This window comes from Ruegeria sp. BHSA162 (genome assembly GCF_059613385.1).
The window spans coordinates 35,072-58,543 of the sequence record NZ_JBXWSK010000011.1 but is presented as its reverse complement, the minus strand read 5'-3'; the positions used below and the strand labels follow the sequence as shown (position 1 = coordinate 58,543).

Here is a 23,472-nt window from a genome sequence, read left to right as displayed (position 1 = left end):
GCAGATGAGGCGCTGCCGGGTTGCCTCTTAAAATAGAGATGATTGAAGCAGGTTCAATGCGATAAAAAAGAAGCCGAAAACTCGGGGAATTTCAGGTCCATTTCAAACGTCCATCCGTTCAAAAAACCGGCAAATGGCGCGGACACGATTTGGTCGCCCAGCCAAACGGCGGGCGTGACCATCAGCACCATGCGCGGCACCCCTGTCGCGCGCCAGTCGGGTACTTGTGGCAACCCGGTCTCGCCAAGCGCACGGATCTGTGCTCCGGGCGTGTCCGGTCCTGTCGCGATCCAACGCCCGTCCCAGAGTTCGGCCGGTCGGGCCACGCATGCCGAAACGGCGGTCAGCTCTCTGCAAAACCACGAACTATTCCCGTCCGTCAGGATTTGACAACCGCTCAGCGTCGACGAACGTCCCGCAATAACGGCCTGTACGACCTGCTCGACTTTGCTTTGCCGCGGCGGGTACCCCGGACCCGAGATCCGCTGGAGGATACCGACTACAAGCCGACGCTGTATTTCCTCAGGTAGCGCGGCAAAACCGGCGCGATCCACACGCACCGCACAGGCTTTCTCTTTCGCAAATCGGCGGGCGGATTCCTGCGCAAAATGCTCAAGCGCCCGGTTCGCACGCCCGAGGTTCGCGGCAACGCGGGACAAAGTTTCAGCCGTAATCCCCAAGCCGGACAGATGGCCCAACGCCTCGCGGGCCTTGATCCGGTCAAAGCGCAGGTCCTGATTCGAAGGGTCTTCGATCCATCGCACCCCCTCAGCCTCTAGGTAGTCCCGCAAGGCGGTGCGCATTTCGCCCAGCAAAGGTCGCCAAAGCGTGACACCCTCCAGTTCGCGCGCGAAAGACATGGCCGACAATCCGCGCACGCCAGCGGCGCGCCCTAGACGCATCAACACGGTTTCCGCCTGATCATCTGCGGTATGGCCCAGAGCGACCGCAGGAATGTCCTGCGACACCGCCCAGTCCCGCAGCAAACCGTAGCGCGCCTGCCGAGCCTGATCCTGCAGGTTTCCCGACCGGTCCCATCCCGTCCATTTCAGAGTGACATGGGACACGCCCAAATGTGCACATGTCTCGGAAACACTGGCGGCCTCGGCGGCCGCATCCGGCCTCAGGCCGTGATCGACAGTGGCCGCAAACAGCCGAACATCTTCATCCCGGGCGATCCGGACCAAAAGATGCAGCAATGCAAGCGAGTCGCTTCCACCGGACACGGCCACGCCCAGTCGCGACGGAAGCGTTTCGGGCAACAGCGCCCTGACGCGCTCCGGAAGGATGTCGGCTGGTGAGTTCAAGAACAGCTCAGCGACGCCATTTCCTCGGTTGCCGTGGCCACAAAGGCCGACGACGGGAACCGGACGCCGACTTCTCCAAGCGTGATACAAGCCTGCTCAACCTGGCCCAACCGACCCAATGCTGCCCCAAGTTCGTACAACGCCTCGGGGGCCACCGGCCCTTCGGAATCGCCAGTAAAGCTGGCAAGGAAGGCCCGGGCCGCTTCGCGGGTATCACCCAGCCCTTCCAGGGCCTGTCCTCGCCTCAGGTTGGCTTCGGGGGCCAGCGGGCTGCCGGGATACGCGCTGTCAAATTTCGCAAAAAGATCGGCCGCCGTCTGGAAATCTCCGTCCGCAAGGGCTTGCGACGCGGCATCAAAATCGGCTTGTTCACCTACGGCCAGTTCGACCTGGTCGCCGTCGGCGGCATCGCCGGGCGTCGTCACCGGAGCGGTGATGGCCGCTGTGTCGCTATCTCCACCCAATGTCGGTGTGCCTTCGCCGGTGAACTCGCAACCGGGTTCCAACTCGCAGAGACGGAACTCCAGATCTCCGATCCGGTTGGTTCCGTCCGTCACGACATTCTGAACACGCTGATTCAGTTGCTCGGTCTGCCGAGTCAGCCTCTGCAACTCGGCCTCGATGGCGTCAACGCGTTCCAGTATCGAACTGCCGGACAGGTTCGGCGCGGGCGAGCCTGTCGTGGAAAACTCGCGCTTGAGCCGTTGGATTTCGACATGCAGCACCGTCAGTTCCTGGCGAATATCGGCCAGAGTCTGCTGATCCTGCGCTTGCGCGCCGCTGGCAAGGGTCAAAGCCGCCGCCAGAACCAATCCCGCAATTCTCATCCTGTTACCCCGTTGTGGAACCGGTCAGCACGGTGACCGCGCGGCGGTTCTTGGAATAGCATTCCTCGGTGCTACAGATTTCGATCGGGCGCTCCTTGCCATAGCTGATCGTCTGCAGACGGTTTCCGGCCACACCGCGAGAAATCAGGTATTCACGCGCTGCATTCGCCCGACGGGCGCCCAGCGCAAGGTTGTATTCCCGCGTGCCCTGTTCATCCGCGTGACCTTCGATCGTGGCGACGTAGTCGGTATTGGCCAACAGCCACTGGGCCTGCCCCTGAAGGATCGTCTGCGCCTCGGGCGAGAGCGTGGACTGATCCACGGCAAACAGGACCCGGTCACCGATCGCCTGCTGGAAATAGGCGGGCGAACGTGGGTCGCTGGGAGAACCCGGGACGATTGCGCCGTTGCCGCCGGCGCCACCGCCCAAAGCCGAGGGATCGTTGTTGGTACATGCGGCCACCAGCGCCAGCGCGCCCAGAGCCGCAAACTTGCTCAATACGTTCATTTCTGTTGCCTCTTGTCCCGTTTGTTTATTGACGTCTGTCTATCACAGCCAGCCTGCCTTGTGAACTTCGGCGCGACCGGCGGTCTCTTAATTCAACAGTGGCCCCCAGGACGGGTCACTGCCACCGTCCGGGGTGCGTACGGGGCGCAGGTTTCGGCCCGAAATGTCGACCGAGTACAGGGTCGAACGCCCGCTGGCGCCCTGGGTTTCCCGCGCAAACATTATGACCCGGCCATTGGGCGACCATGTGGGCCCCTCGTCCAGGAACGAGGCGGTCAACAGCCGCTCCTCGCTACCGTCCAGTCGCATCACGCCGATATGGAACCGGCCCTTGTTCTGCTTGGTAAAGGCCACCAGATCTCCGCGTGGTGACCAGACGGGCGTCCCATAGCGCCCCTGGCCAAAGCTGATGCGAGTCGCCTCACCGCCATTTGCCGGCATGATGTACAGCTGAGGGCTGCCGGACCGGTCGCTCTCGAAAACGATCCGCGATCCGTCGGGCGAATAGCTGGGCGCGGTTTCAATTGCGGGCGTGTTGGTCAGGCGCACGCTTTGCCCGGACGCCAGATCCATTTTCCACAGATCCGTATTGCCGCCCTGCGTCAGCGAGTAGACGATCGAGCGGCCATCAGGCGAAAAGCGCGGCGAGAAACTCATCGTACCTTCCTGAGTCTGCAATTCCTGCCGCTTGACCCGGCCAACATCCAGAACGTAAATCCGCGGCCGGCCGCTTTCATAGCTGGTGTAGAGCAGCCGGTCGCCCGTTGGCGAAAAGCGCGGGGCCAGAACGATCGCGGCACTGTCGGTCAGGTACTGAACATTCGCCCCGTCATAGTCCATGATGGCCAGCCGCTTGCGGCGCTGATCCTTTGGGCCGGTTTCCGAGACAAAAGCCACGCGGCTGTCGAAATAGCCTCCCTCACCGGTAATGCGGCTGTAGACCTGATCAGCCACCTTGTGCGCCATTCGGCGCCAGCCCTCGGTTGTACCGGCAAATTGCAGGCCGTTGCCCAACTCCTGACCCGAGAATACATCCCAGACACGGAACCGGACGGACAGGGTATTGCCCGAGACATTCACCGCGCCGGTGACCAGCGCATCGGCATTGATCGCCTTCCAATCCGCAAATTGGACCGGCGCTTCGAAACTGCTAACACGGCTGATGAATGCATCCGGCGAAATCTCACGGAACAGGCCGGTTCCGGTCAGGTCCTCGGCGATGACGCGGCTGATGTCAGCCGCAAACTGGCTGGCCGCCGGACCGTCCGGTACAAAGCTGGGCACCGCAAATGGCAAAGGTTCGATGATGCCTTCATCCAATTCCAGCCGAAGTGGGCCGGTTTGCGCAGACACGGGGGCCGACAGAAGGGTCAGGCCAACGAAGAGGCTGGTCAGAAGTTTCATCATTTGATCCGCATCCTCTCGGGATTGAAGGTGATCTCAATATCCTTCCAATGCTCGTATTTGTCAGCAGGAAGGTCATATCCTTTTGCTCCGCAGCGCAGAATCGCACGCCGGGCGGCCTCGTATGCCTGTTTTGCGGCCCCGTCCGAGCCGCCGGAGCTATCCAGAAGTTGCAGGCTGCCGGGAACGATCGAGCCGTCGCGGTTCAGCGAGAAACCGATCACCACAACGGTCTTGAGCGCATCGGTCGACAACGAGCCCACGTTCCAGCACCGCGAAACAGCAAGGCGCATCGCATCCTTTTCGCCGCCTGTGAGAGGCGGACCGGACGGCTCGGACGCACCGCCCAAGGCCTCGGCCAGCGCGTCATTGATCGCGGCCTCGTCGGGTTCCGCAGCCTGTTCGACAGGCTCGGCGGTCGCGGTCTGTTCGGTTTCCGGAGGCTTGGGCCGATTGGGCCGAACCCGGGGACGCGGCGAGCTTTGTGGCGACAGGTCCTTGGCCTCTTCCGCCTCGGTCACGATCTGGTCCGTGGCTTCCTCGGGCGCGGTCTGGTCTTGCTGCTCCTGCTGGATCTCAGCCCCTTCATCCAGCGAAACCGCCGGTGTTTCGATATCGTCCGGCTTTGCATCCAGTGGCGGCGGAGCGATGGGTTCGGGGGCCACCTTGTCCGCCGGGCGGGGCTGGGACTCGGGCAGCGCCGGCAAAACCGCAACCTCGGGTTCCGGTTCATCCAGTACCGGAGGCCGCTCGATCACTTCGGGTTCGGGTGGAGTCTCAACTGCCTCGGGTTGCGGCTCGGGCTCCGGTTCAGGTGGCGTGACCGGCTCGGGGCGCGGCTGTTCTTCGACCGACGGCTCCGGCACTTCGGGTGCCGGGGGTTGTACGATCGGATCTTCCAATGCGTTGGGGGGCGTCGGAACTTCGGGCGCATCGCTTTGCGCCGTCAGGGCAGCGAATTGCTCAGCCGAAACCACCGACACCTCCTGCACTGCAAAAGGCAGCGGCTCGGATCGGAACGTGCCGCCGAACAGGGCCCATCCGATCAATGTCACATGGGCAATCGCCGAAATCTTGGTGCCGGTATCCACCGCGCAGCCTCACTCTCCGCCCGCGTCCAGCGCCGGCCCGCCAGTATCGGTGACAAGGCCCACATTCGAAAACCCGCCGGCATTCAACGCACCCATGACCTGCATGACCTGCGCATAAGGAATGGCGCCATCGGCCCGCAGGTAGACGCGGTCGCTGCTGCGCTCGGCAGCAATGGCGCGCAGCTTACCGATCAACTCGTCGCGGGACACCTCGGAGGTCTGTATCTGAACCCGCCCGTCGGCTGTCAGCGTGACGGTCAACGGTTCCTCGTTGTCGCCGGGCAGAGCGCTGGCGGCGGTTTTGGGTAGATCAACCTCGACCCCCACGGTCATCAGCGGAGCCGCGACCATGAAGATGATCAGCAGCACCAGCATCACGTCGACAAAGGGTGTGACGTTGATTTCACCCATCGGCTGCGCACGCCCGCGCCGCCGTCCTCGGCGTCGTCCGTTGCCGCCAGACGATTGCTGGATCGCCGCACCCATGTCAGCTGTCCAACTGGCGGGACAGAATGGTTGCGAATTCGTCGGCAAAAGCCTCGTACCCGCCAACGATGCGATCGCTGTCCGCGCTAAGTTTGTTGTAGAAGATTACGGCCGGAATTGCGGCCAGCAGGCCAAGACCGGTCGCCAGCAAAGCTTCGGCGATTCCCGGCGCCACGACGGCCAGGTTTGTGTTCTGCTGTTCGGCGATTTCGATGAAGGCGTTCATGATGCCCCAAACCGTACCGAACAGGCCGATGAACGGCGCGGTCGAACCCACGGTCGCAAGGATCGAAAGACCCTTTTGCAAACCCTCGGCCTCTTTGGCGATGGCCACATCCATCGAACGATCGATCCGGGCCTGTGCGCCGGCTATGAGTCCACCGTCGGCGCGGTGCGAGCGGCGCCACTCGATCATGCCGGCTGCGAAGATCTTTTCGGAACTGCCATCCGGCTGCGTTCCGATCTGTTCAAACAACTCGTCCAGCGGGTTGCCCGACCAGAACGCCTCGTCGAACACCTGCGCTTCGCGTCGCGCGCTGCGATAGGTGATTAGCTTTTGAATGATGATCGACCATGACCAGAAGGATGCGACCACAAGGATCAGCATCACCACTTTCACGATGAATGTCGCACGGGCGAACAGCCCCCACATGGAGAAATCGATCTCCTGCGCCAGCGCCAGCGTTTCAGCTTCCATGAACCTGCTCTTTGTTTTGCCTGACAGCCGTTGATTGGCCTTGTTTTGCCAAACGCTAGCGTAGTTAGGGGCAAATTGCCAACAGAACCACAGGGGCTGAGCAAATTGTTACAGCAATGCGCGAATCTCTGCCGGGAGCCGGATCGGACGGCCATCCTGATTAACGCAAACGGCTGTCACGGTCGCGCGGAAGACTTCGGTCTCGCCGCGCCGGATGAGTTGAGCCATGGTCAGTCGCACGCCGGAAATCGCGACGACCTCGGTTTCGACCAGCAACTCGTCGTCGAACCGCGCAGACGCCAGATAGTCGGCCTCGACCCTTCGCACGACCCAGATGATACCAGCCTCGCGCATTGCGTTCTGGTCATTGCCCAGGTTGCGCACCCAATCCGACCGGGCGCGCTCGATATAGCGCAAATAGTTGGCGTGATAGACCACGCCCCCCATGTCGGTGTCCTCGTAGTAGACGCGGACGGGAAAGACATGCTTCATTGCGTCGGCTCCATGCGTGCGAACAGCCGCAGCGCATGGGACGGGTCCCGCGCCACCGCCGGCAAAACCGGATCATAGGCTGCACGGATCAGCGCGGCAATGTCGGGCCGCAGGATCGTGGTGTCTCCCGCCACGGCCAGGGGCGAGCGCTCTCGGAAGGCTGTATCCGACCACAAAAGAATGGTCTGAACGACCTGCGACAACGCCAGCGTTTCGGCCGAAACTTTCGACAGCTCACTGTCCATCCTCACAAAGACAAACGCAGCACGGATCGCGCCGTCCGGATCGAACCTGAAGGCTCGATACTGGTTGGCTCCGCCAGCATCGAGCCGCTCGACCAGTGGCGCGAGGTCCGGGATCAGCCGGTCAAGGTCAGGCACTTCAAGCAGCTCGGCCCAATCGCGAAAAAAGAACACCATGCAGTTGGCGCCCAACTCGGGGTCGGTCTCGGCCATCTTATGGCCGGCCAGTGCCACGACCGCCTCGAACGCGCCTTTGACCGTTTCTAGCGTCTTGTCTTCCACACCAAATACGATCGGCACGATGGGCCGTCCCCAACGTGCGAAAAGATAGTTCCCGTCCGCGCGGCAAAACAACTCGGCAACACCCTCAGGCGTCATTGGCAATTCCCTCTTTTTTCAGTCTCGGGGCCGTTGTTTACTGTCGCAAACAAAGATATGCCCACGACAAACGCCATGTTGCCAGGCGTTACCGACACTACCAGAACAGACGGTCTCGGCCATCTCTGACAAGGACGAAACATCGACCCAATGCTTTCCTGGATCAGAAGAAATCCGCCACAGCACAAAGGACGGCTAACTCCTGAATTTGACCGCGTCTACCATTATCACATCAGAAAAACAGCCGGCTCTTCGTTGAATGCGGCGTTCCTGTCGGCGTTCGCCGGCAAGCGTGTGACAGTGAAAGCTCTTGCGGGCGCCCCCAAACACCGAATTGCCGGCGAGATCGGACCTGCGGTCGGCTGGAACGAGCGGCTGATAAAGGCGGGCAGCTTTGCCTACGCGTTTTCACATTCGCCGTTCCATTCACTAAAGGTGCCTGCCAAGACCTGCACATTTACTGTGTTCCGCGATCCGGTCGAGCGGGCCTACAGCCACTTTTTGATGCTGAAAGGGTATATTGAAAACGGCGTCGATCACCCCTGCCTGGCATCCGAAGGCGATTGGGCGAAGGGCGACTTTGCCGATTTCATCGCATCCGCTGACCGCGATCACCTGCTGCGTCATCTTTATATGTTCAGCGAAAACTTCGACGTGGACGAGGCTGTCGAGGCTGTGTCCTCTCTAGATCAAGTCGGTTTCTTTCACGAACTCGGCAATTTGCTTGAAAGCGCCTAGGCGTTGTTCTCGGTGGACTTGCCTATGCGCCACGAAAACAGGTCGTTGTCACGCAAAAAGCTGTCTGCGGAAGAATTGGCCGCATTCCGTCCTCATTTCGAACCCGAGTACGAGATGCTGGTGAAAATCCGCGAGCGTAAAGGCTGATCTACAGTCGTCAGCCAAACAGGTCGCTCTGTCCCTTGGGCGCGGCCATGCCCAAATGCGTCCAGGCCTTCTGCGCCAGCATCCGGCCGCGCGGCGTGCGTTGGATCAGGCCCTGTTGCAGCAGATAGGGCTCGATCACTTCCTCCAGCGAGTCGCGGCTCTCGGACAAGGCGGCCGACAAGGTCTCGATCCCTACCGGGCCACCGCCATAATTTTCGGCGATCAGTTTCAGATAGCGGCGGTCGGCGCCGTCCAAGCCCAGATTATCGACGCCCAACCGCGTCAGCGCGCCATCGGCCAATTCGCGCGTGATGCGGCCGTCGCCCTCGACGATGGCGAAATCCACGACCCGCCGCAGCAGCCGCCCGGCGATACGGGGGGTGCCCCGCGACCGGCGCGCGATCTCGCGCGCCCCGTCGTCATCGGCCGGCGCGCCCAGCTTGCGAGCGTTGCGGGTGACGATCTCATGCAGTTCGTCCACGGTGTAGAATTGCAGCCGGGTGGGAATGCCGAACCGGTCGCGCAGCGGGGTGGTCAGCAGGCCCATCCGCGTGGTCGCCCCGACCAGGGTAAAGGGCTGCAGTTCGATCCGCACGGTACGGGCCGCGGGGCCCTCGCCGATCACCAGATCCAGCTCGAAATCCTCCATCGCCGGGTACAGCACCTCTTCCACCGCCGGATTCAGGCGGTGAATCTCGTCGATGAACAGCACGTCGCGCTCTTCGAGGTTGGTCAGGATCGCCGCAAGATCCCCGGCCTTGGCCAGAACCGGCCCCGAGGTCATGCGGAAGTTCACCCCCAGCTCGCGCGCCATGATCTGCGCCAGCGTCGTCTTGCCCAAGCCCGGAGGGCCGTGGAACAGCGTGTGGTCCATCGCCTCGTTCCGCTGGCGGGCCGACTGGATGAAGATGCGCAGATTGGCCCGCGCCTCGGCCTGGCCGATGAATTCGTCCAGCCCCTGCGGGCGCAAGGCGCGATCGTTGTCCTCGGGCAGAGGCTGCGGGCGCAGGGTCGGGTCGGCATCAACCATTCATTCAGCCTTTCGGAGCCAGCAGTTTCAACGCCGCGCGGATCAATTCGGCCTCGCCGGCATCGGGCAGGTTGGCGGCGGCCTCGGCCACGGCCGATGCGGCCTCGGACGGGCCATAGCCCAGGTTTGTCAGCGCCGACAAAGCACCCGCCGATGCCGCACCCGCGCCGGGTTTCGGGCCCCGCACCGGGGCCGGCGCCGGGTCTGCGGGTTCATCCACCTCGGCCACGGGGCCGTCCATCGCCTCGGTCACCGAGCCGCCCATCGCCATGACGCCGGGCGCCTTGTCTTTCAGGTCCAGCACGATGCGCTGCGCGGTCTTGGGCCCGACGCCTTTGGCCGCCTTTACCGCGCCCCAATCGCCCAGCGCGATGGCCCGGCTGACCCCGTCCGGCCCCAGCGCGCCCAGTATGGCCAGAGACACCTTGGCCCCTACCCCTTGAACCGAGCAGAGCAGCCGATGCCACTCTTTCTCGACCAAAGACAGAAAGCCATAAAGCTGCATCAGGTCCTCGCGCACCACCAGATCGGTGTACAGCGAGACCGCCTCGCCCACCCCAGGCAGGGCCGCCATGGTGCGGTCCGAGCAATAGACGATGTAGCCGACCCCGCGCACGTCGATCAGAAGGTGATCCGCCGCGCGGTAGTCGATGCGTCCGGTCAGTTTGCCGATCATGTGGCCACCTGCTTGATGCGCGCCTGCGGTGTCGCACCGTAGAACGCATGACAGATCGCGATCGCCAGCGCATCCGCGGCGTCGGCCCCCTTGGGCTGGCATCCCGGCAGTTGAAGTTTGACCATGTGCAGAATCTGTTCCTTCTCGGCGTGCCCCACGCCCACCACGGTTTTCTTGACCCGGTTGGGCGCGTATTCGCCCACCGGCAACCCAGCCTGCGCCAAGGTCAGCAACGCCACTCCGCGCGCCTGACCCAGCTTCAGCGTCCCGGCGCCGTCCTTGTTGACAAAGGTCTGTTCGATGGCTGCCTGGTCGGGCTGATGTTCGGCGATCACCTCGACGATCTGGTTGTGCAGCGACAAAAGCCGCTCGCCCAGATCATCCCCGTCGGATTTGCACAGGCCGTTGGCAACATGGCTCAGTCGGCTGCCATGTGATTCGATGACGCCCCACCCCAGGGTTCGCAGCCCCGGATCAATGCCCAGAATTCGCATGTTGTGCCTCGGCCTGCTCGGGTTTTCATTGTCTTTTCTCTCGATTAGCACGAAGCGTGAACATTTTCCAAGAAAATTGATCCGGCACCCAAATGCGACACGCCTGTTCCGTCCGCGACAACTCGGACGCATTGCGACCCTAGAAAGTCTGAAACCGACACATTCCCAAAGCAGTTTTCACCAATAATTTAAGGGACTTTCATCATTTTCGAAGCATTGCAAAAACTGCATAGGACACATGCAGTTTCAGCACTTGCAAGGTCAATCCGACATCACTAACTGGCCCGAGAATTCGACATTCAAACGTCAACACTGAACAGAAGGAAGCAGGATATGGCTGCAATTGACACAACCCGCGCCTCGATTGGCTCGTTTGGCCTTGTCGGCCGTATCGGCGCCTTTCTGGCATCCGTCGTGAACGCCGTTGTCGCCTGGAACGACGCACGCGTGACGCGCAACGCATTGAACGGTCTGAGCAACCGTGAACTGGAAGATATCGGCCTGTGCCGCGGTGACATCGACGAAGTCACTGCGGGCCGCCGCCGTCTGTACTGAAACCACCCACTCTCGCCCCTATCCTCCCTCGGGGCAGCACAGAAACACCGCGGACCGAAAGGTACGCGGTGTTTTTGTCTTTTGAAGGCTCTTTAGGAGAGAGAGTTCAGTAGAGAATCTTGTTCAGCTGTGTCGAAAGGGCCTGCGACAATGGATCGATCTGCATGATCCACGCGCCCGCCTGTTCAACCGATGTCCCTTCGTTCAGGGCATCCACCCGATATTGGTATCCGGTCGGACCGAGATTGGACAGCAGGAACGCTTTGAAAGCAAAAAATCCGCACAGGCACAGCAACAGAACCTTGGCCGGAACCGCCGAGCGTACCCGCTGGGGTTTCATGACGACCAGACCATCTTTGCGCATGGTCGCGCGATAGCCACGGCTCATCTTGTTGTGTTTCTTTGTCAGCCGATGAACGCGCTGATCGAATTCAAGTTGTTTTCCTGTCATGGCAGCCTCCAAAAACCGCCCCCCAAATTCATTGGATGACGGTAGAAAGAGAATGCGTCAAAACCGTGGCAAAAATCCACAAAACTCCTGCAAATGGTCTAATTTGCGCCCTGTTTGGTTAAGACTAGCGTCGTCCATTCACCAATCATTGACCGATCCATCGTATTGAACCCGTTTCGTGAATAAACTGATTCCACTTCGTCGGCCTGCTCGTTGAGGATTCCCGACAGGATCGCATGTCCGCCTCCGCGCAGATTCTGCGCGATTTCCGGGGCAAGGGCCACCAACGGTCCCTTCAGAATGTTGGCGAAAATCAGATCGTAAGGCGCCGCCGCCTGGAGGTCAGGATGGTCAAATCCGGCAGCCTCGACACAACGGACGGCCCCGGCCATGCCGTTGGCCTTCAGGTTGGCCTCGGCTACGTCGACGGCGACCTGATCAATGTCGCTGGCCAGAATGTCACCGTCCCAGACCCGCGCCGCCGCCATCGCCAACACCGCCGTACCGCAGCCGATATCGGCGACCTTGCTGGCCTCGAACCCAGTCTCAATCAGCTTGTCCAGCGCCCGCAGACACCCCAGCGTCGTTCCGTGGTGCCCAGTGCCAAAGGCCATCGCCGCCTCGATCAGCAGCGGAATACGCCCCTCGGGCAGCTTGTCGGCATCGTGGCTGCCATAGACGAAAAACCGCCCGGCCTCGACCGGAGCCAGCTCGCGCCGGACATGGGCAACCCAATCGGTTTCCGGCAACTCCGACACCACGAAGGGCTTGGCCTCGAAGGCCGCCGCCAGCAGGGCCAGGGCGGCCTCGTCGGGGCTTTCGGTGAAATAGCCGCCGACCTCCCAAAGGCCCGAGCCGTCCTCGACCTCGAAGACACCCACGCCGGTGGGTTCGGGCTCCAGACGCTCCATCGCTTCGCCCAGGCTGTCGGCCGCGGCTTTGCCTTTCAGGGTGGTCAGGGCGGTGAATGTGGGCATGGGAACCTCCTGCAGAAACCGCCTTTGCGCCTAGGGCCGTCAGCCGCCGAGGTCAAGCGTCGCGCGTGTCATTCGGCCGGTGCGGGCGCGTATTTCGAAAAGATGGTCTCGTTCCCCGGTTCGGGGTGGCGCGGGATCAGAAGCGACAGCGCCAGAGAGATCAGCGCCATACCCGCCGCCAGGCCGAACACCGTCCCCGGCGACACGACCCACAGCAGCCCCAGAAGCGCCGGCAGAAACACCGCCGCGATGTGGTTGATGGTAAAGGCCACTGCCGCGGTGGGGGCAATATCGGCCGGATCGGCGATTTTCTGGAAATAGGTCTTGAGCGCCAGAGCCAGCGCGAACAGCACGTGGTCGATGACGTAGAGAATGGCCGCCAGCAGCACGCCCCAGCCAAACCAGTAGATGCCGCCATACGCCGCAAATACGATGGCAAGGCCCAGATACTCGAAGATCAGAGTACGCCGCTCGCCAAACACCGCGACGGCCTTGCCCAGCAAAGGGGCGGCGGCCATGTTGATTATCAGGTTGATGAGGTACAGGCTGGTCAAGTGATGCACTTCGAAGCCGAAGCGCTCGACCATCATGAACCCGGCGAACACGACAAAGATCTGCCGCCGCGCGCCCGCCATGAACTGCAGCGCGTAATACAGCCAGTAGCGGCGGCGCAGCACGATCTTCTTGGTCTGCGGTGTCGGCGCATCGAATTGCGGATAGGCGATCAGGCAGAACAGTGCGAGTACCGCGGTCAGCCCACCAGCCGCCATGAAGACCGTGTTGTAGGACAGATCGAACCGATCCCACGTCAGCACGATCAGCCCATAGACTACCAGCGTCGAGGCCGACCCCATCGCCACCAGCCAGCCCAGCACCTGCGGGGCGCGGTCCTTGGGCAGCCATTGCAGCTGAAGCGACTGATTCACCGTTTCGTAGTAATGAAACCCGATCGAGCTGAACAGGGTCACGAACAGCAGCCCGCCGAGGCTGGGAAACCAGGCCGTCACCGCCGTGGCGACGCCCAGCAGCATCAGCGAAATCATGGCCAGCACCTGCTCGCGCACGAAAATTATCACCGCGATCACGCCCACGGCCAGAAAGCCCGGGATTTCTCGCACCGTGTGTAGCAGGCCGATGTCTGCCCCGTCGAAATCCGCGACTTCGATCACGAAGTTGTTCAGCAGTGCGCTCCATGCGTTGAAGGCGATCGGCATGGTCAGCGCCATCACGAACAGCAACGTGACGGGGCGGCGCCAGAACGGCAGGCTCTGGGCCTGGGACAGGGGCATCGGTTTCAGCATGAGAGTTCTCTACGCCCAATCCGCCCGGCTGGCGAGAGGAAATCCCCCGTGCACATGGGGTCTGCGCTGATGCAGAGTCAGTAGAAGCTCTGCGGGTCGATATCGACGGTCAGGCGGATGTCGCCCTTCAGGCGCAGAGGTGCGATCCAGCGGGCGATGGCGTCCTGGATCGGTGCCCCCTTGGGCGCCTTGACCAGCAGCCTTACCCGGTGCCGCCCGCGGATACGGGCAATCGGTGCCGGGGCAGGCCCAAAGACCTGTGCCCCGATCTGCCGCAGCGGCGCGTCATTGCGCGCCAATACGTTGCCGATGTCAAAGACGGGCCCGACCTCGGGGCCGGACAGCACGATCCCCGCCATCCGGCCATAAGGCGGCACCCCGGCCGCCTGACGCCCGGCGGCCTCGGCACGCCAGAACCCTTCCTCATCCCCCGACAGGATCGCGCGGATCACCGGGTGTTCGGGCTGAAAAGTCTGCAGCAGCGCCGTCCCCGGCTTGTCGGCCCGCCCGGCCCGGCCCGCCACCTGCCGCATCAGTTGAAAGGTCCGCTCGGCAGCGCGCAGGTCGGACCCGTGCAGGCCCAGATCCGAGTCGATCACCCCGACCAGCGTCAGGTTCGGGAAATTGTGCCCCTTGGCCACCAGCTGCGTGCCGATGACGATATCTGCGTCACCCTCGGCAATCTCTTCGATCTTGGCCTTCAGCGCCCGGGCCGAGCCGAACAGGTCGGAACTGAGCATGGCGATGCGGGCGTCGGGAAAGGTCGCCTCGGCCTCTTCGGCCAGACGTTCGATGCCGGGGCCGACCGGGGCCAGCTTGCCCTCGACCCCGCAGGCGGGGCAGGCTTCGGGCATGGGCTTGGTCTCGCCGCACTGGTGGCACATCAGACGTTTGAGGAACCGGTGTTCGACCATGCGCGCATCGCAGTGGTCGCAGGCGATCTGTTCGCCGCAGGCCCGGCACAGCGTCACCGGCGCATATCCCCGGCGGTTGATGAACAGCAGCGACTGTTCGCCCTTCTCGATCCGCGCCTGCACCGCTTGGCGCAGACTGGGGGAAATCCAGGTGCCCGGCTGCATCTTCTCGGCACGCATGTCGATGGTCTTCATGTCCGGCAACACCGCCGCCCCAAAGCGCGAGGTCAGGTCCAACCGGTCGTACTTGCCGGCTTCGGCATTGGCCCAGCTTTCCAGCGAGGGCGTGGCGCTGGCCAAGATCACCCGCGACCCGCAGATCGCCGCCCGCAGAACCGCCATGTCGCGCGCATTGTAATGCACGCCGTCTTCCTGCTTGTACGAGGTGTCGTGTTCCTCATCCACCACGATCAGGCCCAGATCGCGGAACGGCAGAAACAGCGCCGACCGCGCGCCGACCACCATCTGCGCATCGCCCTGCCCGACCATGCGCCAGACCCGGCGGCGTTCAGTCATCGTGGCACCGGAATGCCATTCGGCCGGGCGCGCGCCGAACCGCTCCTCGACCCGTGTCAGAAACTCGGCGGTCAGGGCAATCTCGGGCAGTAGCACCAGCGCCTGCCGGCCCATGCGCAGCGCTTCGGCCACCGCTTCAAGGTAAACCTCGGTCTTGCCCGACCCGGTCACGCCCTTCAGCAGCGTGGTGCCATAGGCGCCGCTGCGCAGTGCTGCGCGCAACGTGTCGGCGGCAGCGGTCTGATCGGCTGTCAGCGCCTTACCCGGCCGGTCCGGATCCAGCGTCGGATAATGCAGGTCGCGGGGGCTGTCCTCCTCGCGCACGGCGCCCTGTTTGACCAAACCTTTGACGACCGACGAGGTGACCCCGGCCATCTCGGCCAGTTCCTTCAGGGTAAAGGCCAGCCCGCCATAGTCACGCAGCACTTCCAGCACCCGGGCCCGGGCATCGGTCATACGGTCGGGCGTGCCGCTGCCCAGCCGATAGATCTTGCGCATCGACAGCGGGTCGCCCAGCCCGGGCACGCGGGTGGCCAGCCGCAGCATGGCCGGCATCGGCGTCAGCGTGTAATCGGCCGCGCGCTGCAGGAACAGGCGCATCTCTTCGCGCATGGGCGCCACGTCCAGCACCCGGATGACCGAGCGGATCTTGCTGCGGTCGAAATCTCCGCGCCCCGCGCCCCAGACCACACCCAGAACCTTGCGCGGGCCCAGCGGCACCTCAACGAAGGCCCCCAGGAAACACCCCCCCTCGGGCGCCTTGTAATCCAACGTCCGGTCCAGCGGCTGGGTCGTCAGAACCGCCACCAGCTCACCTTGGTCGAAATGCACCGGGTCGCTCAATGCGCGCCTTTCTTCAGCAGGGGTTTCAGCACGGGTCTCTTTGAGGTAAAGGCATCCGCGAGCAAGGCCAACCCATCAAAGGACTGCCCCGATGAAATTCTTCGTAGACACAGCCGAAATCGACGCCATCGCCGAATTGAACGACCTGGGCATGGTGGACGGTGTCACCACCAACCCCTCGCTGATCCTGAAATCGGGTCGCGACATTCTGGAGGTGACCAAGGAAATCTGCGACCTGGTCGATGGCCCGGTTTCCGCCGAAGTCGTCGCCACCGAAGCCGAGGACATGATCGCCGAAGGCCGCAAGCTGGCGCAGATCGCACCGAACATCGCCGTCAAGGTGCCGCTGACCTGGGCCGGTCTGAAAACCTGCAAGACGCTCAGCGACGAAGGCCAGATGGTCAACGTCACCCTGTGCTTCTCGGTCAATCAGGCGCTTCTGGCGGCCAAGGCGGGCGCGACCTTCATCTCGCCCTTCATCGGGCGTCTCGACGACATCAACCTCGACGGCATGGATCTGATCGCAGACATCCGTCAGGTGTATGACAATTACGGGTTCGAAACCGAAATCCTCGCCGCCTCGATCCGCAGCGTGAACCATGTGGCTGACAGCGCCCGCATTGGCGCCGACGTGATCACCGCCCCGCCTGCCGTGATCAAGAAGCTGGCTGATCACCCGCTGACCGACAAAGGGCTCGAGGCCTTCCTGTCGGATTGGGCCAAGACCGGTCAGAAGATTCTGTGATCCATTGATCCCATGTACAACCGCGCGGCCCCGCCCGGGGCCGCGCCTGGCCCAACTGCAGTGGGCCTGATCTTTGATCAGATGCCTGCAGGCGGGAGCCACGCCCCCACACACGGCGCCTAATCCACCTAAACGTGCATTTTTCCCAAGGCATTTCCGGGCACCCGTGCTATAACGCCCCCAACAAAAAAAGACCGGACAGGATATGAGCAGCAATCCCAAACTCGAGGACAACCTCCGCGCCGCGATTCTGGCCGAGCCGGACGCCGTGCTGGACGACAAGGATCTGATGCAGGCGCTGGTCGCCGCGAACGAACGCGCCCGCGGAGACAACATCATCGACCTGCGCGGAATCGCCATGCAACGGCTCGAGGCGCGGCTGGACCGGCTGGAGGACACACATCGCTCGGTCATTGCCGCCGCCTACGAGAACCTCGCCGGAACCAACCAGGTTCACCGCGCCATCCTGCGCCTGCTCGAGCCGACGGAATTCGAGGACTTCCTGCGCGTGCTGGGTACGGAAGTTGCCGAAATCCTCCGCGTCGACCGCATCACGCTGGTCCTGGAAACGACGATGGTCCAGCAGGACCCAAGCATCGACCGGCTGGACGGTGTTCTGGCCGTGGCGGAACCGGGTTTCGTGCAATCCTACATGGACAACGCACCGAACCACCCCGCGCGCGAGGTTGTCCTGCGCGAAATTCGCCAGCCCAACCGCAGAGTGCACGGGGATCAGCTGGACCAACTGCAATCTGAGGCATGTATGCAGCTGGATCTCGGCAAAGGGCGTCTGCCGGGCATGATTGTCATGGGCGCGCGCGACCCAAGGCACTTCTCGCCTCAATTGGGCACTGACCTGCTGGCCTTTTTTGCAGGCGTATTCGAACGGTCGATGCGCCACTGGCTGTCGTGAGCCTGATCTCTCCAGCCTGCCGCGATGCGTTGCAGTTGTGGCTGGAGGGGTTGACCGCTTTGGCGGGGCGTTCGGAGAACACCATCAATGCCTATCGCGGGGATGTCTCGGATTTCCTGTCTTTCATGACTTTGCATCACAGCGAACGGCAGGGGCTGGCGGCGCTCGAGCGCATCACCGTTTCGGAAATGCGGGCCTGGATGGCACAGCAACGCGAATCCGGCGTCGGGGCGCGGTCACTGGCGCGAAAACTGTCCGCCGTCAAAAGCTTCTATCGCTGGCTGGCCGAACGCGAGGGGTTCGAGCCCACCGCCGTCCTGTCCACCCGCGCCCCGAAATACACCAAGAAACTGCCGCGCCCGCTGGCCGAAGACGCCGCTCGCGCCATGATCGAGACGGTCGAGCTGCAGTCCGGATCAGATTGGGTTGCCGCCCGCGATGTTGCCGTCGTGACCCTGCTGTATGGCTGCGGCCTTCGCATATCCGAAGCCCTGTCCCTGACCGGCGCGGATGCCCCCCTGCCCAACACGCTGAGAATTGTCGGCAAGGGTGACAAGGAAAGGATCGTTCCGGTCATCCCCGCCGCGCGCCAGGCGGTCGACCGATACCTTGAGTTGTGCCCACATCCCCATTGCCCGACCGCCCCATTGTTCCGCGGCGTACGGGGCAAGGCCCTGAGTCCAAGGGCAATTCAGGGCGTCATGGCCAAAGCGCGTATGCAACTGGGTCTTCCGGCAACGGCCACTCCACACGCGATGCGGCACAGCTTTGCCACCCATCTTCTGTCGGCTGGCGGAGACCTCCGGGCCATTCAGGAACTGCTGGGTCACGCGTCCCTTTCGACCACACAGGCCTATACCGCCGTCGACACTGCGCGCCTCATGGAGGTGTACAACCGCGCGCACCCCAAAGCCTGAGACGCTGCGGAATTGCAGCAACCACATTTCGGCGCCGATACCGGGGGCTTTTTGCTTTGCATCTCGGGCGCGCATCGTACATGACACGGGTCATGACACTCAGATTCAAAGCCTTAGCCGTTCACTTGTTCACCGCGACCGGAGCCGTATTTGCGATGCTGGCCATGCTGGCCGCGGTCGAGGAAAAGTGGAGCCTGATGTTTCTGTGGCTGGTCGTTTCGTTCATCGTCGACGGAATCGACGGCCCCTTGGCCCGGCACTATCACGTCAAAAAGAACGCACCCGAGTTCGACGGTGTTCTGCTGGATCTGATCATCGACTATCTGACCTACGTCTTCATTCCGGCCTATGCGCTGTTCAAATCCGGTCTGATGGACGGCTGGACCGGCTGGTTCGCGATCATCGTCATCACATTCGCCAGCGCGATGTATTTTGCCGACACGCGGATGAAGACCAAGGACAATTCCTTTTCCGGTTTTCCGGGCTGCTGGAACATGGTCGTGGTGGTGATCTTTGCGCTGAAACCCGACTTCTGGTTCAGCCTCGTCCTTGTGGCGTTGCTGGCCGTTGCAATGTTTCTGCCCCTGAAATTCATTCACCCCGTGCGCACCGAACGCTGGCGCAACCTGTCCCTGCCCATGGCCTTCGCTTGGACTTTTTTTGCCGGATGGGCCGCTTGGGTGGATTTTCACCCGCAAAGCTGGGCGCATTGGGGTCTGGTGGTGACCAGCCTGTATCTGGTCTCGGCGGGGATCGCCCAGCAAATCATGCCGCCGAGCCGCGATTGAGACGCGGCCCGAACGGGCGAAAATCACAGATCAGAGAATTTCCCGAATCTCGAACTCGGTGCCATTATGGGTGAAGACGTCGCCCTTGCGCATTCCGGCCATGGCCAGATAGATCGGGCTTTGGGTTGAAATCCCCATATATGTTTCGCCATCCACGTCGAACTTGGTGGTCGACACGCAGACGACGAAATGCCGATCGCCCAGCCAGACTACGGCGCCCGGCTGCACTGTATCCGTCAGGCTGAAATCGGTGTTTTCGATCACGTCAATCTTGGCATGATGCGCATGCACCGGCCCGTCAAACGCGGCGGCCAGATCTGCGCTTTCGCGCGATGCCGCGATATCATCCTTGTCGTGGCCTTCCCGGTCATCCAATTGGGACTCTTTCTGAAAGGCATCGTGGTGCGCCTGCGCCGTCGCCAACTCCTGTGCCTCCAACGCCATCAATTGGTCAATGATGGCCTTCTTCCGGGCGGCGGGGTCAATTTTCGCAGTCATGAATTGCAGTCCTTCGGGTTCGAAAACTGTCTCAGGTTGGGACGCTTTGCGAAAGATTGCAACCGGATTCCGGCGGTCAGATCAGCAGACTGGCAGCCCCCTCGTGACGCAACAGGGCAACCTTGCCCTCAACCCCGCCCTGCCCCGAGAACCCGCCAAGGCCGCTTGCCGCCAGAACGCGGTGACAGGGAATGATCACCGGAATCGGGTTGGCACCACAGGCCTGCCCGACAGCTTGCGCCGGACATCCAAGATCCTGCGCGATATCACCGTAAGTCCGTGTGTCACCGAAAGGAATCGCGGAAATCAAGTCGCAGATCTGTTTTTGGAATTCGGACCCAACGACACGCAGTGGCAAGTCGAACTTCTGCAACCGGCCCTCGGCATAGGCCCTGATCTGTGATGCCGCTTCGATCAGCAGCGGGGTCGTCTCACCCGTTGTGTGACCGTCCCACACCAGACTGGTGATGGCACCGTCCTCTTCTTCGACCCCGAGGCATCCGAACTGGGTTTCCACTGCAATCATCGGCATTGGCGCAGAGTTTCAGATTGGCGGGTGCGTCGCAAGCCGCAAGAAAAACCCCCGCGCGATGGCGGGGGTTTCAGGGATCGTTTTCAGCTCAGCGCCGTATCGCATCGGCCACAGACGCCGGGGTGGGCGTGGCGTCCCACATCTGGCAGGATCTTCCAGCAGCGCTGGCACTTGGCCCCTTCGGCCTTTTCGAACACGACACCGACGCCCTCGATCTCGGGCAGGCGGAACGCCTCGGCCGGGGCAGGGTCGGCGGTGACGGTCAGGCCCGAGGTGATGCACAGGTCATCTACGTCGAAGGTCGCCAGCAGGTCGCGGGTTTCCGCATCCTCGACATGCACGATCGGCGCGGCTTCGAGGCTGGAGCCGATGACCTTGTCGCGGCGCTGCACTTCCAGCGCGGCGGTCACCGCACGGCGTACACGGCGGATCTTGGCCATGTTCGCCTCGAGCTCGGCATCGCGCCAATCGGCAGGCGTGTCGGGGAAGTCGACCAGATGCACCGAGCTGTCCTCGCCCGGGAACCGCTCGAGCCAGACCTCTTCCATCGTGAAGACCAGAATCGGCGCCAGCCAGGTAGTCAGACGGTGGAACAGGATGTCCAGCACCGTGCGCGCGGCCCGGCGGCGCGGGGTGTCCCCGTCGCAATACAGCGCATCCTTGCGCACGTCGAAATAGAAGGCCGACAGGTCGACCGTGGCAAAATTGAACACCGCGCTGAACACGCCTTGGAAGTCGAACGCGGCATAACCCTTGCGGACCTGCTCGTCCAACTCGGCCAGGCGGCTGAGCACCCAGCGTTCCAGACGCGGCATCTCGGCCGGATCGATCCGGTCGGCCTCGGTGAAGTCGGCCAGCGAGCCCAGCATGAAGCGCATCGTGTTGCGCAGCCGGCGATAGCTATCGGCGACCCCTTTCAGAATTTCCGGCCCGATCCGCTGGTCGGCGGTATAGTCGGTCTGGGCCACCCAAAGGCGCAGGATGTCGGCACCGTATTGCTTGACGACCTCTTCCGGCACGATGGTATTGCCGAGCGATTTGGACATCTTGTTGCCCTTCTCGTCCAGCGTGAACCCGTGCGTAACCACATTGCGATACGGCGCGCGGCCGATCGTGCCACAGGCCTGCAACATCGAGGAATGGAACCATCCGCGATGCTGGTCGGTGCCCTCCATGTAGACATCGGCAATGCCGTCGTCGGTGCCATCTTCACGGTCGCGCAGAACGAACGCATGGGTCGAGCCCGAGTCGAACCACACGTCCAGTACGTCGAACACCTGGTCATAATCGTCGGGGTTCACGATGCCATCCAGCACCTGCTGTTTGAAGCCGTCGGTGTACCAGACATCGGCGCCGTATTCTTCGAACGCGGCCTTGATGCGGGTGTTCACGTCCGGGTTGCGCAGCAGATAGTCCTGGTCGGTGGGCAGAGCGCCCTTCTTGGTGAAGCACGTGAGTGGCACACCCCAGGCACGCTGGCGCGACAGAACCCAGTCGGGGCGCGCCTCGATCATCGAATACAGGCGGTTGCGGCCCGAGGGCGGCGTCCATTTCACCAACTCGTCGATCGAGCGCAGGGCGCGTTCGCGGATAGTGCCGCCCATTTCGTCCATGCCATCGTCCAGCTTGCGGTCGACGGACACGAACCATTGCGGTGTGTTGCGATAGATGATCGGCGCCTTGGACCGCCAAGAATGCGGATAGCTGTGCTTGATCTTGCCACGCGCCAGCAGCCCGCCGACCTCGGCCAGCTTGTCGATCACAGCCTTGTTCGCATCGCCCTCGCCGCCCTTGCGCGACAGGATGTACTTGCCGCCGAAGAACGGCATGTCAGCGCGGAAGCTGCCGTCGTCCATCACGTTGTAGGTGATGACCTGCTCGAGCATGCCCAGATCGCGGTACAGCTCGAATTCCTCCATCCCGTGCGAGGGCGCGCAATGAACGAAGCCGGTGCCTTCGGTATCGGTCACGAAATCGGCCGCGCGGAAATCGCGAATGTCGTCCCATTCGCCGTTGGACCCTTCGGCCCCTGCCAGCGGGTGCTGCAGCTGGATCTTGGCCAGATCGTCCTGCGTGACGTCACACAGGCGGCGGTACATGGTGTCGTCCAGTCGCGCCCGCGCAAAAACGTCGGCGGCCAGATTGTCGGCGAGCAGGTACCGGTCACCGATCCGGGCCCAGCATTCCTCGGGGCGGCCGGTCACTTCGTACAGCCCGTACGAAATGTCCTTGCCATAGACCACGGCCTTGTTCGACGGCATGGTCCAAGGCGTCGTGGTCCAGATTACCACATAGGCGTTGTCCAGCGTGATGTCGCCGGTGTTCACCACCTTGAACTTCACCCAGATGGTGAAGCTCTCCTTGTCGTGATATTCGACCTCGGCCTCGGCCAGGGCGGTCTTCTCGATCGGCGACCACATCACCGGTTTCGAGCCCTGATACAGCGTGCCGTTCATCAGGAACTTCATGAACTCGTCCGCGATCACCGCCTCGGCGTGATAGTCCATGGTGACGTACGGATCGGCCCAGTTGCCGGTGATGCCCAAACGCTTGAACTCCTCGCGCTGGATGTCGATCCAGCCTTCAGCGAACTTGCGGCACTCCTGGCGGAAGTCGATGACCGGAACCTCGTCCTTGTTCTTGCCCTTCTTGCGGTACTGTTCCTCGATCTTCCATTCGATCGGCAGGCCGTGGCAGTCCCAGCCGGGCACATAGCGCGCGTCAAAGCCCATCATCTGGTGGCTGCGCACGATCATGTCCTTGATCGTCTTGTTCAGCGCGTGGCCGATATGCAGGTGCCCGTTGGCATAGGGCGGGCCGTCATGCAGCGTGAAGGGCTTGCGACCCTGTTTGTCGCGCAGGCGGTCATAGACGCCGATCTTTTCCCAGCGGTCCAGCCATGCGGGCTCGCGCTTGGGCAGGCCGGCGCGCATGGGGAATTCGGTTCGGGGCAGATTCAGCGTGTCTTTGTAGTCGGGTGTCTGGGTCGTGTCGGCGCACATGGA

The 23,472-nt window shown here is 62.4% G+C and carries 25 protein-coding genes; 6 read left to right on the top strand and 19 right to left on the bottom strand.

The window, feature by feature from the left end:
• Window positions 1–53: 53 nt before the first annotated feature.
• From tilS to AC2FM5_RS05845, 9 genes are all read right to left on the bottom strand, one after another.
• The gene (gene tilS, locus AC2FM5_RS05885) at window positions 54–1,307 is read right to left on the bottom strand and encodes a tRNA lysidine(34) synthetase TilS (protein WP_496734402.1); all 1,254 of its coding nucleotides are present in this window, start codon (window positions 1,305–1,307) and stop codon (window positions 54–56) included.
• On the bottom strand, window positions 1,304–2,134 hold the full coding sequence (gene ybgF, locus AC2FM5_RS05880) for a tol-pal system protein YbgF (protein ID WP_170358164.1): 831 nt from the start codon (window positions 2,132–2,134) through the stop codon (window positions 1,304–1,306). Before ybgF ends, tilS begins: the two co-directional genes overlap by 4 nt.
• Window positions 2,135–2,138: 4 nt before the next feature.
• Window positions 2,139–2,642 carry a peptidoglycan-associated lipoprotein Pal gene (pal, locus tag AC2FM5_RS05875; protein ID WP_093962774.1) on the bottom strand — a complete coding sequence of 168 codons (504 nt, stop codon included), beginning with the start codon at window positions 2,640–2,642 and terminating at the stop codon, window positions 2,139–2,141.
• 87 nt (window positions 2,643–2,729) lie between these two features.
• Window positions 2,730–4,049, bottom strand: coding sequence for a Tol-Pal system beta propeller repeat protein TolB (gene tolB / locus AC2FM5_RS05870; protein WP_496734399.1), 1,320 nt, complete (start codon window positions 4,047–4,049; stop codon window positions 2,730–2,732).
• Window positions 4,046–5,137, bottom strand: a complete 1,092-nt coding sequence (gene tolA / locus AC2FM5_RS05865; protein WP_496734397.1) for a cell envelope integrity protein TolA — start codon at window positions 5,135–5,137, stop codon at window positions 4,046–4,048. Before tolA ends, tolB begins: the two co-directional genes overlap by 4 nt.
• A 9-nt stretch (window positions 5,138–5,146) precedes the next feature.
• Window positions 5,147–5,623 (bottom strand): protein TolR, encoded by a 477-nt coding sequence (gene tolR, locus AC2FM5_RS05860; RefSeq protein ID WP_496734395.1) that lies wholly within the window; start codon window positions 5,621–5,623, stop codon window positions 5,147–5,149.
• Window position 5,624: 1 nt separating this feature from the next.
• A complete protein-coding gene (gene tolQ, locus AC2FM5_RS05855) occupies window positions 5,625–6,320 on the bottom strand; it encodes a protein TolQ (protein ID WP_093962778.1) in 696 nt (231 codons plus the stop codon).
• A gap of 108 nt (window positions 6,321–6,428) precedes the next feature.
• A complete protein-coding gene (ybgC, locus tag AC2FM5_RS05850; protein ID WP_093962779.1) occupies window positions 6,429–6,812 on the bottom strand; it encodes a tol-pal system-associated acyl-CoA thioesterase in 384 nt (127 codons plus the stop codon).
• Complete coding sequence (locus tag AC2FM5_RS05845; protein ID WP_496734393.1) at window positions 6,809–7,432, bottom strand: hypothetical protein; 624 nt, start codon at window positions 7,430–7,432, stop codon at window positions 6,809–6,811. Before AC2FM5_RS05845 ends, ybgC begins: the two co-directional genes overlap by 4 nt.
• Before the next feature lie 150 nt (window positions 7,433–7,582).
• Between AC2FM5_RS05845 and AC2FM5_RS05840 the strand changes: the two genes are divergently transcribed.
• Window positions 7,583–8,170 (top strand): hypothetical protein, encoded by a 588-nt coding sequence (locus tag AC2FM5_RS05840; RefSeq protein WP_496734391.1) that lies wholly within the window; start codon window positions 7,583–7,585, stop codon window positions 8,168–8,170.
• A gap of 157 nt (window positions 8,171–8,327) precedes the next feature.
• Here AC2FM5_RS05840 and ruvB read toward each other — a convergent pair whose 3' ends face one another.
• From ruvB to ruvC, 3 genes are read right to left on the bottom strand one after another with little or no spacing between them, the layout of a single operon-like run.
• Window positions 8,328–9,347 carry a Holliday junction branch migration DNA helicase RuvB gene (ruvB, locus tag AC2FM5_RS05835; protein WP_149775762.1) on the bottom strand — a complete coding sequence of 340 codons (1,020 nt, stop codon included), beginning with the start codon at window positions 9,345–9,347 and terminating at the stop codon, window positions 8,328–8,330.
• A 4-nt stretch (window positions 9,348–9,351) separates the two neighbouring features.
• A complete protein-coding gene (gene ruvA / locus AC2FM5_RS05830) occupies window positions 9,352–10,023 on the bottom strand; it encodes a Holliday junction branch migration protein RuvA (protein ID WP_496734389.1) in 672 nt (223 codons plus the stop codon).
• Complete coding sequence (ruvC, locus tag AC2FM5_RS05825) at window positions 10,020–10,517, bottom strand: crossover junction endodeoxyribonuclease RuvC (RefSeq protein WP_149775764.1); 498 nt, start codon at window positions 10,515–10,517, stop codon at window positions 10,020–10,022. Before ruvC ends, ruvA begins: the two co-directional genes overlap by 4 nt.
• 333 nt (window positions 10,518–10,850) lie before the next feature.
• On the opposite strand from ruvC, the gene AC2FM5_RS05820 reads away from it, so the two are divergent.
• On the top strand, window positions 10,851–11,072 hold the full coding sequence (locus tag AC2FM5_RS05820) for a DUF1127 domain-containing protein (protein WP_496734387.1): 222 nt from the start codon (window positions 10,851–10,853) through the stop codon (window positions 11,070–11,072).
• Between the two features lie 106 nt (window positions 11,073–11,178).
• Here the strand turns inward: AC2FM5_RS05820 and AC2FM5_RS05815 are convergent, their stop codons facing one another.
• The 4 genes from AC2FM5_RS05815 to AC2FM5_RS05800 form a co-directional block, all read right to left on the bottom strand.
• The gene (locus AC2FM5_RS05815; RefSeq protein ID WP_093962787.1) at window positions 11,179–11,523 is read right to left on the bottom strand and encodes a hypothetical protein; all 345 of its coding nucleotides are present in this window, start codon (window positions 11,521–11,523) and stop codon (window positions 11,179–11,181) included.
• 98 nt (window positions 11,524–11,621) lie between these two features.
• Complete coding sequence (locus AC2FM5_RS05810) at window positions 11,622–12,500, bottom strand: 50S ribosomal protein L11 methyltransferase (protein WP_480774698.1); 879 nt, start codon at window positions 12,498–12,500, stop codon at window positions 11,622–11,624.
• A 68-nt stretch (window positions 12,501–12,568) separates the two neighbouring features.
• Window positions 12,569–13,801: an MFS transporter gene (locus AC2FM5_RS05805; protein ID WP_480774697.1), complete on the bottom strand. Its 1,233-nt coding sequence runs from the start codon at window positions 13,799–13,801 to the stop codon at window positions 12,569–12,571.
• A 77-nt stretch (window positions 13,802–13,878) separates the two neighbouring features.
• On the bottom strand, window positions 13,879–16,074 hold the full coding sequence (locus AC2FM5_RS05800; RefSeq protein ID WP_496734384.1) for a primosomal protein N': 2,196 nt from the start codon (window positions 16,072–16,074) through the stop codon (window positions 13,879–13,881).
• A 91-nt stretch (window positions 16,075–16,165) separates the two neighbouring features.
• Here AC2FM5_RS05800 and fsa point away from each other — a divergent pair, with 91 nt between their 5' ends.
• From fsa to AC2FM5_RS05780, 4 genes are all read left to right on the top strand, one after another.
• Complete coding sequence (gene fsa / locus AC2FM5_RS05795; protein WP_170337507.1) at window positions 16,166–16,819, top strand: fructose-6-phosphate aldolase; 654 nt, start codon at window positions 16,166–16,168, stop codon at window positions 16,817–16,819.
• A 205-nt stretch (window positions 16,820–17,024) separates the two neighbouring features.
• Window positions 17,025–17,732 carry a DUF484 family protein gene (locus tag AC2FM5_RS05790; RefSeq protein ID WP_170358146.1) on the top strand — a complete coding sequence of 236 codons (708 nt, stop codon included), beginning with the start codon at window positions 17,025–17,027 and terminating at the stop codon, window positions 17,730–17,732.
• On the top strand, window positions 17,729–18,649 hold the full coding sequence (locus tag AC2FM5_RS05785) for a tyrosine recombinase XerC (protein WP_496734381.1): 921 nt from the start codon (window positions 17,729–17,731) through the stop codon (window positions 18,647–18,649). Before AC2FM5_RS05790 ends, AC2FM5_RS05785 begins: the two co-directional genes overlap by 4 nt.
• Before the next feature lie 92 nt (window positions 18,650–18,741).
• The gene (locus AC2FM5_RS05780) at window positions 18,742–19,437 is read left to right on the top strand and encodes a CDP-alcohol phosphatidyltransferase family protein (protein ID WP_093962794.1); all 696 of its coding nucleotides are present in this window, start codon (window positions 18,742–18,744) and stop codon (window positions 19,435–19,437) included.
• A 30-nt stretch (window positions 19,438–19,467) separates the two neighbouring features.
• Here the strand turns inward: AC2FM5_RS05780 and AC2FM5_RS05775 are convergent, their stop codons facing one another.
• From AC2FM5_RS05775 to ileS, 3 genes are all read right to left on the bottom strand, one after another.
• Entirely contained in the window at window positions 19,468–19,935 is a 468-nt protein-coding gene (locus tag AC2FM5_RS05775; protein ID WP_170337856.1) for a hypothetical protein, read from the bottom strand.
• A 76-nt stretch (window positions 19,936–20,011) separates the two neighbouring features.
• Window positions 20,012–20,467, bottom strand: coding sequence for a methylated-DNA--[protein]-cysteine S-methyltransferase (locus tag AC2FM5_RS05770; protein ID WP_496734380.1), 456 nt, complete (start codon window positions 20,465–20,467; stop codon window positions 20,012–20,014).
• Between the two features lie 83 nt (window positions 20,468–20,550).
• Window positions 20,551–23,469: an isoleucine--tRNA ligase gene (ileS, locus tag AC2FM5_RS05765; protein ID WP_496734378.1), complete on the bottom strand. Its 2,919-nt coding sequence runs from the start codon at window positions 23,467–23,469 to the stop codon at window positions 20,551–20,553.
• Window positions 23,470–23,472: the final 3 nt, after the last annotated feature.

What these genes read in the sequence shown, in the direction of transcription:
- ybgF (WP_170358164.1), bottom strand. Translation starts at nt 2,134, where the DNA reads ATGAGAATTGCGGGATTGGTTCTGGCGGCGGCTTTGACCCTTGCCAGC.
- pal (WP_093962774.1), bottom strand. Translation starts at nt 2,642, where the DNA reads ATGAACGTATTGAGCAAGTTTGCGGCTCTGGGCGCGCTGGCGCTGGTG.
- tolB (WP_496734399.1), bottom strand. Translation starts at nt 4,049, where the DNA reads ATGATGAAACTTCTGACCAGCCTCTTCGTTGGCCTGACCCTTCTGTCG.
- tolR (WP_496734395.1), bottom strand. Translation starts at nt 5,623, where the DNA reads ATGGGTGCGGCGATCCAGCAATCGTCTGGCGGCAACGGACGACGCCGA.
- tolQ (WP_093962778.1), bottom strand. Translation starts at nt 6,320, where the DNA reads ATGGAAGCTGAAACGCTGGCGCTGGCGCAGGAGATCGATTTCTCCATG.
- ybgC (WP_093962779.1), bottom strand. Translation starts at nt 6,812, where the DNA reads ATGAAGCATGTCTTTCCCGTCCGCGTCTACTACGAGGACACCGACATG.
- AC2FM5_RS05845 (WP_496734393.1), bottom strand. Translation starts at nt 7,432, where the DNA reads ATGACGCCTGAGGGTGTTGCCGAGTTGTTTTGCCGCGCGGACGGGAAC.
- AC2FM5_RS05840 (WP_496734391.1), top strand. Translation starts at nt 7,583, where the DNA reads ATGCTTTCCTGGATCAGAAGAAATCCGCCACAGCACAAAGGACGGCTA.
- ruvB (WP_149775762.1), bottom strand. Translation starts at nt 9,347, where the DNA reads ATGGTTGATGCCGACCCGACCCTGCGCCCGCAGCCTCTGCCCGAGGAC.
- ruvA (WP_496734389.1), bottom strand. Translation starts at nt 10,023, where the DNA reads ATGATCGGCAAACTGACCGGACGCATCGACTACCGCGCGGCGGATCAC.
- ruvC (WP_149775764.1), bottom strand. Translation starts at nt 10,517, where the DNA reads ATGCGAATTCTGGGCATTGATCCGGGGCTGCGAACCCTGGGGTGGGGC.
- AC2FM5_RS05820 (WP_496734387.1), top strand. Translation starts at nt 10,851, where the DNA reads ATGGCTGCAATTGACACAACCCGCGCCTCGATTGGCTCGTTTGGCCTT.
- AC2FM5_RS05815 (WP_093962787.1), bottom strand. Translation starts at nt 11,523, where the DNA reads ATGACAGGAAAACAACTTGAATTCGATCAGCGCGTTCATCGGCTGACA.
- AC2FM5_RS05810 (WP_480774698.1), bottom strand. Translation starts at nt 12,500, where the DNA reads ATGCCCACATTCACCGCCCTGACCACCCTGAAAGGCAAAGCCGCGGCC.
- AC2FM5_RS05805 (WP_480774697.1), bottom strand. Translation starts at nt 13,801, where the DNA reads ATGCTGAAACCGATGCCCCTGTCCCAGGCCCAGAGCCTGCCGTTCTGG.
- fsa (WP_170337507.1), top strand. Translation starts at nt 16,166, where the DNA reads ATGAAATTCTTCGTAGACACAGCCGAAATCGACGCCATCGCCGAATTG.
- AC2FM5_RS05790 (WP_170358146.1), top strand. Translation starts at nt 17,025, where the DNA reads ATGAGCAGCAATCCCAAACTCGAGGACAACCTCCGCGCCGCGATTCTG.
- AC2FM5_RS05780 (WP_093962794.1), top strand. Translation starts at nt 18,742, where the DNA reads ATGACACTCAGATTCAAAGCCTTAGCCGTTCACTTGTTCACCGCGACC.
- AC2FM5_RS05775 (WP_170337856.1), bottom strand. Translation starts at nt 19,935, where the DNA reads ATGACTGCGAAAATTGACCCCGCCGCCCGGAAGAAGGCCATCATTGAC.
- AC2FM5_RS05770 (WP_496734380.1), bottom strand. Translation starts at nt 20,467, where the DNA reads ATGCCGATGATTGCAGTGGAAACCCAGTTCGGATGCCTCGGGGTCGAA.
- ileS (WP_496734378.1), bottom strand. Translation starts at nt 23,469, where the DNA reads ATGTGCGCCGACACGACCCAGACACCCGACTACAAAGACACGCTGAAT.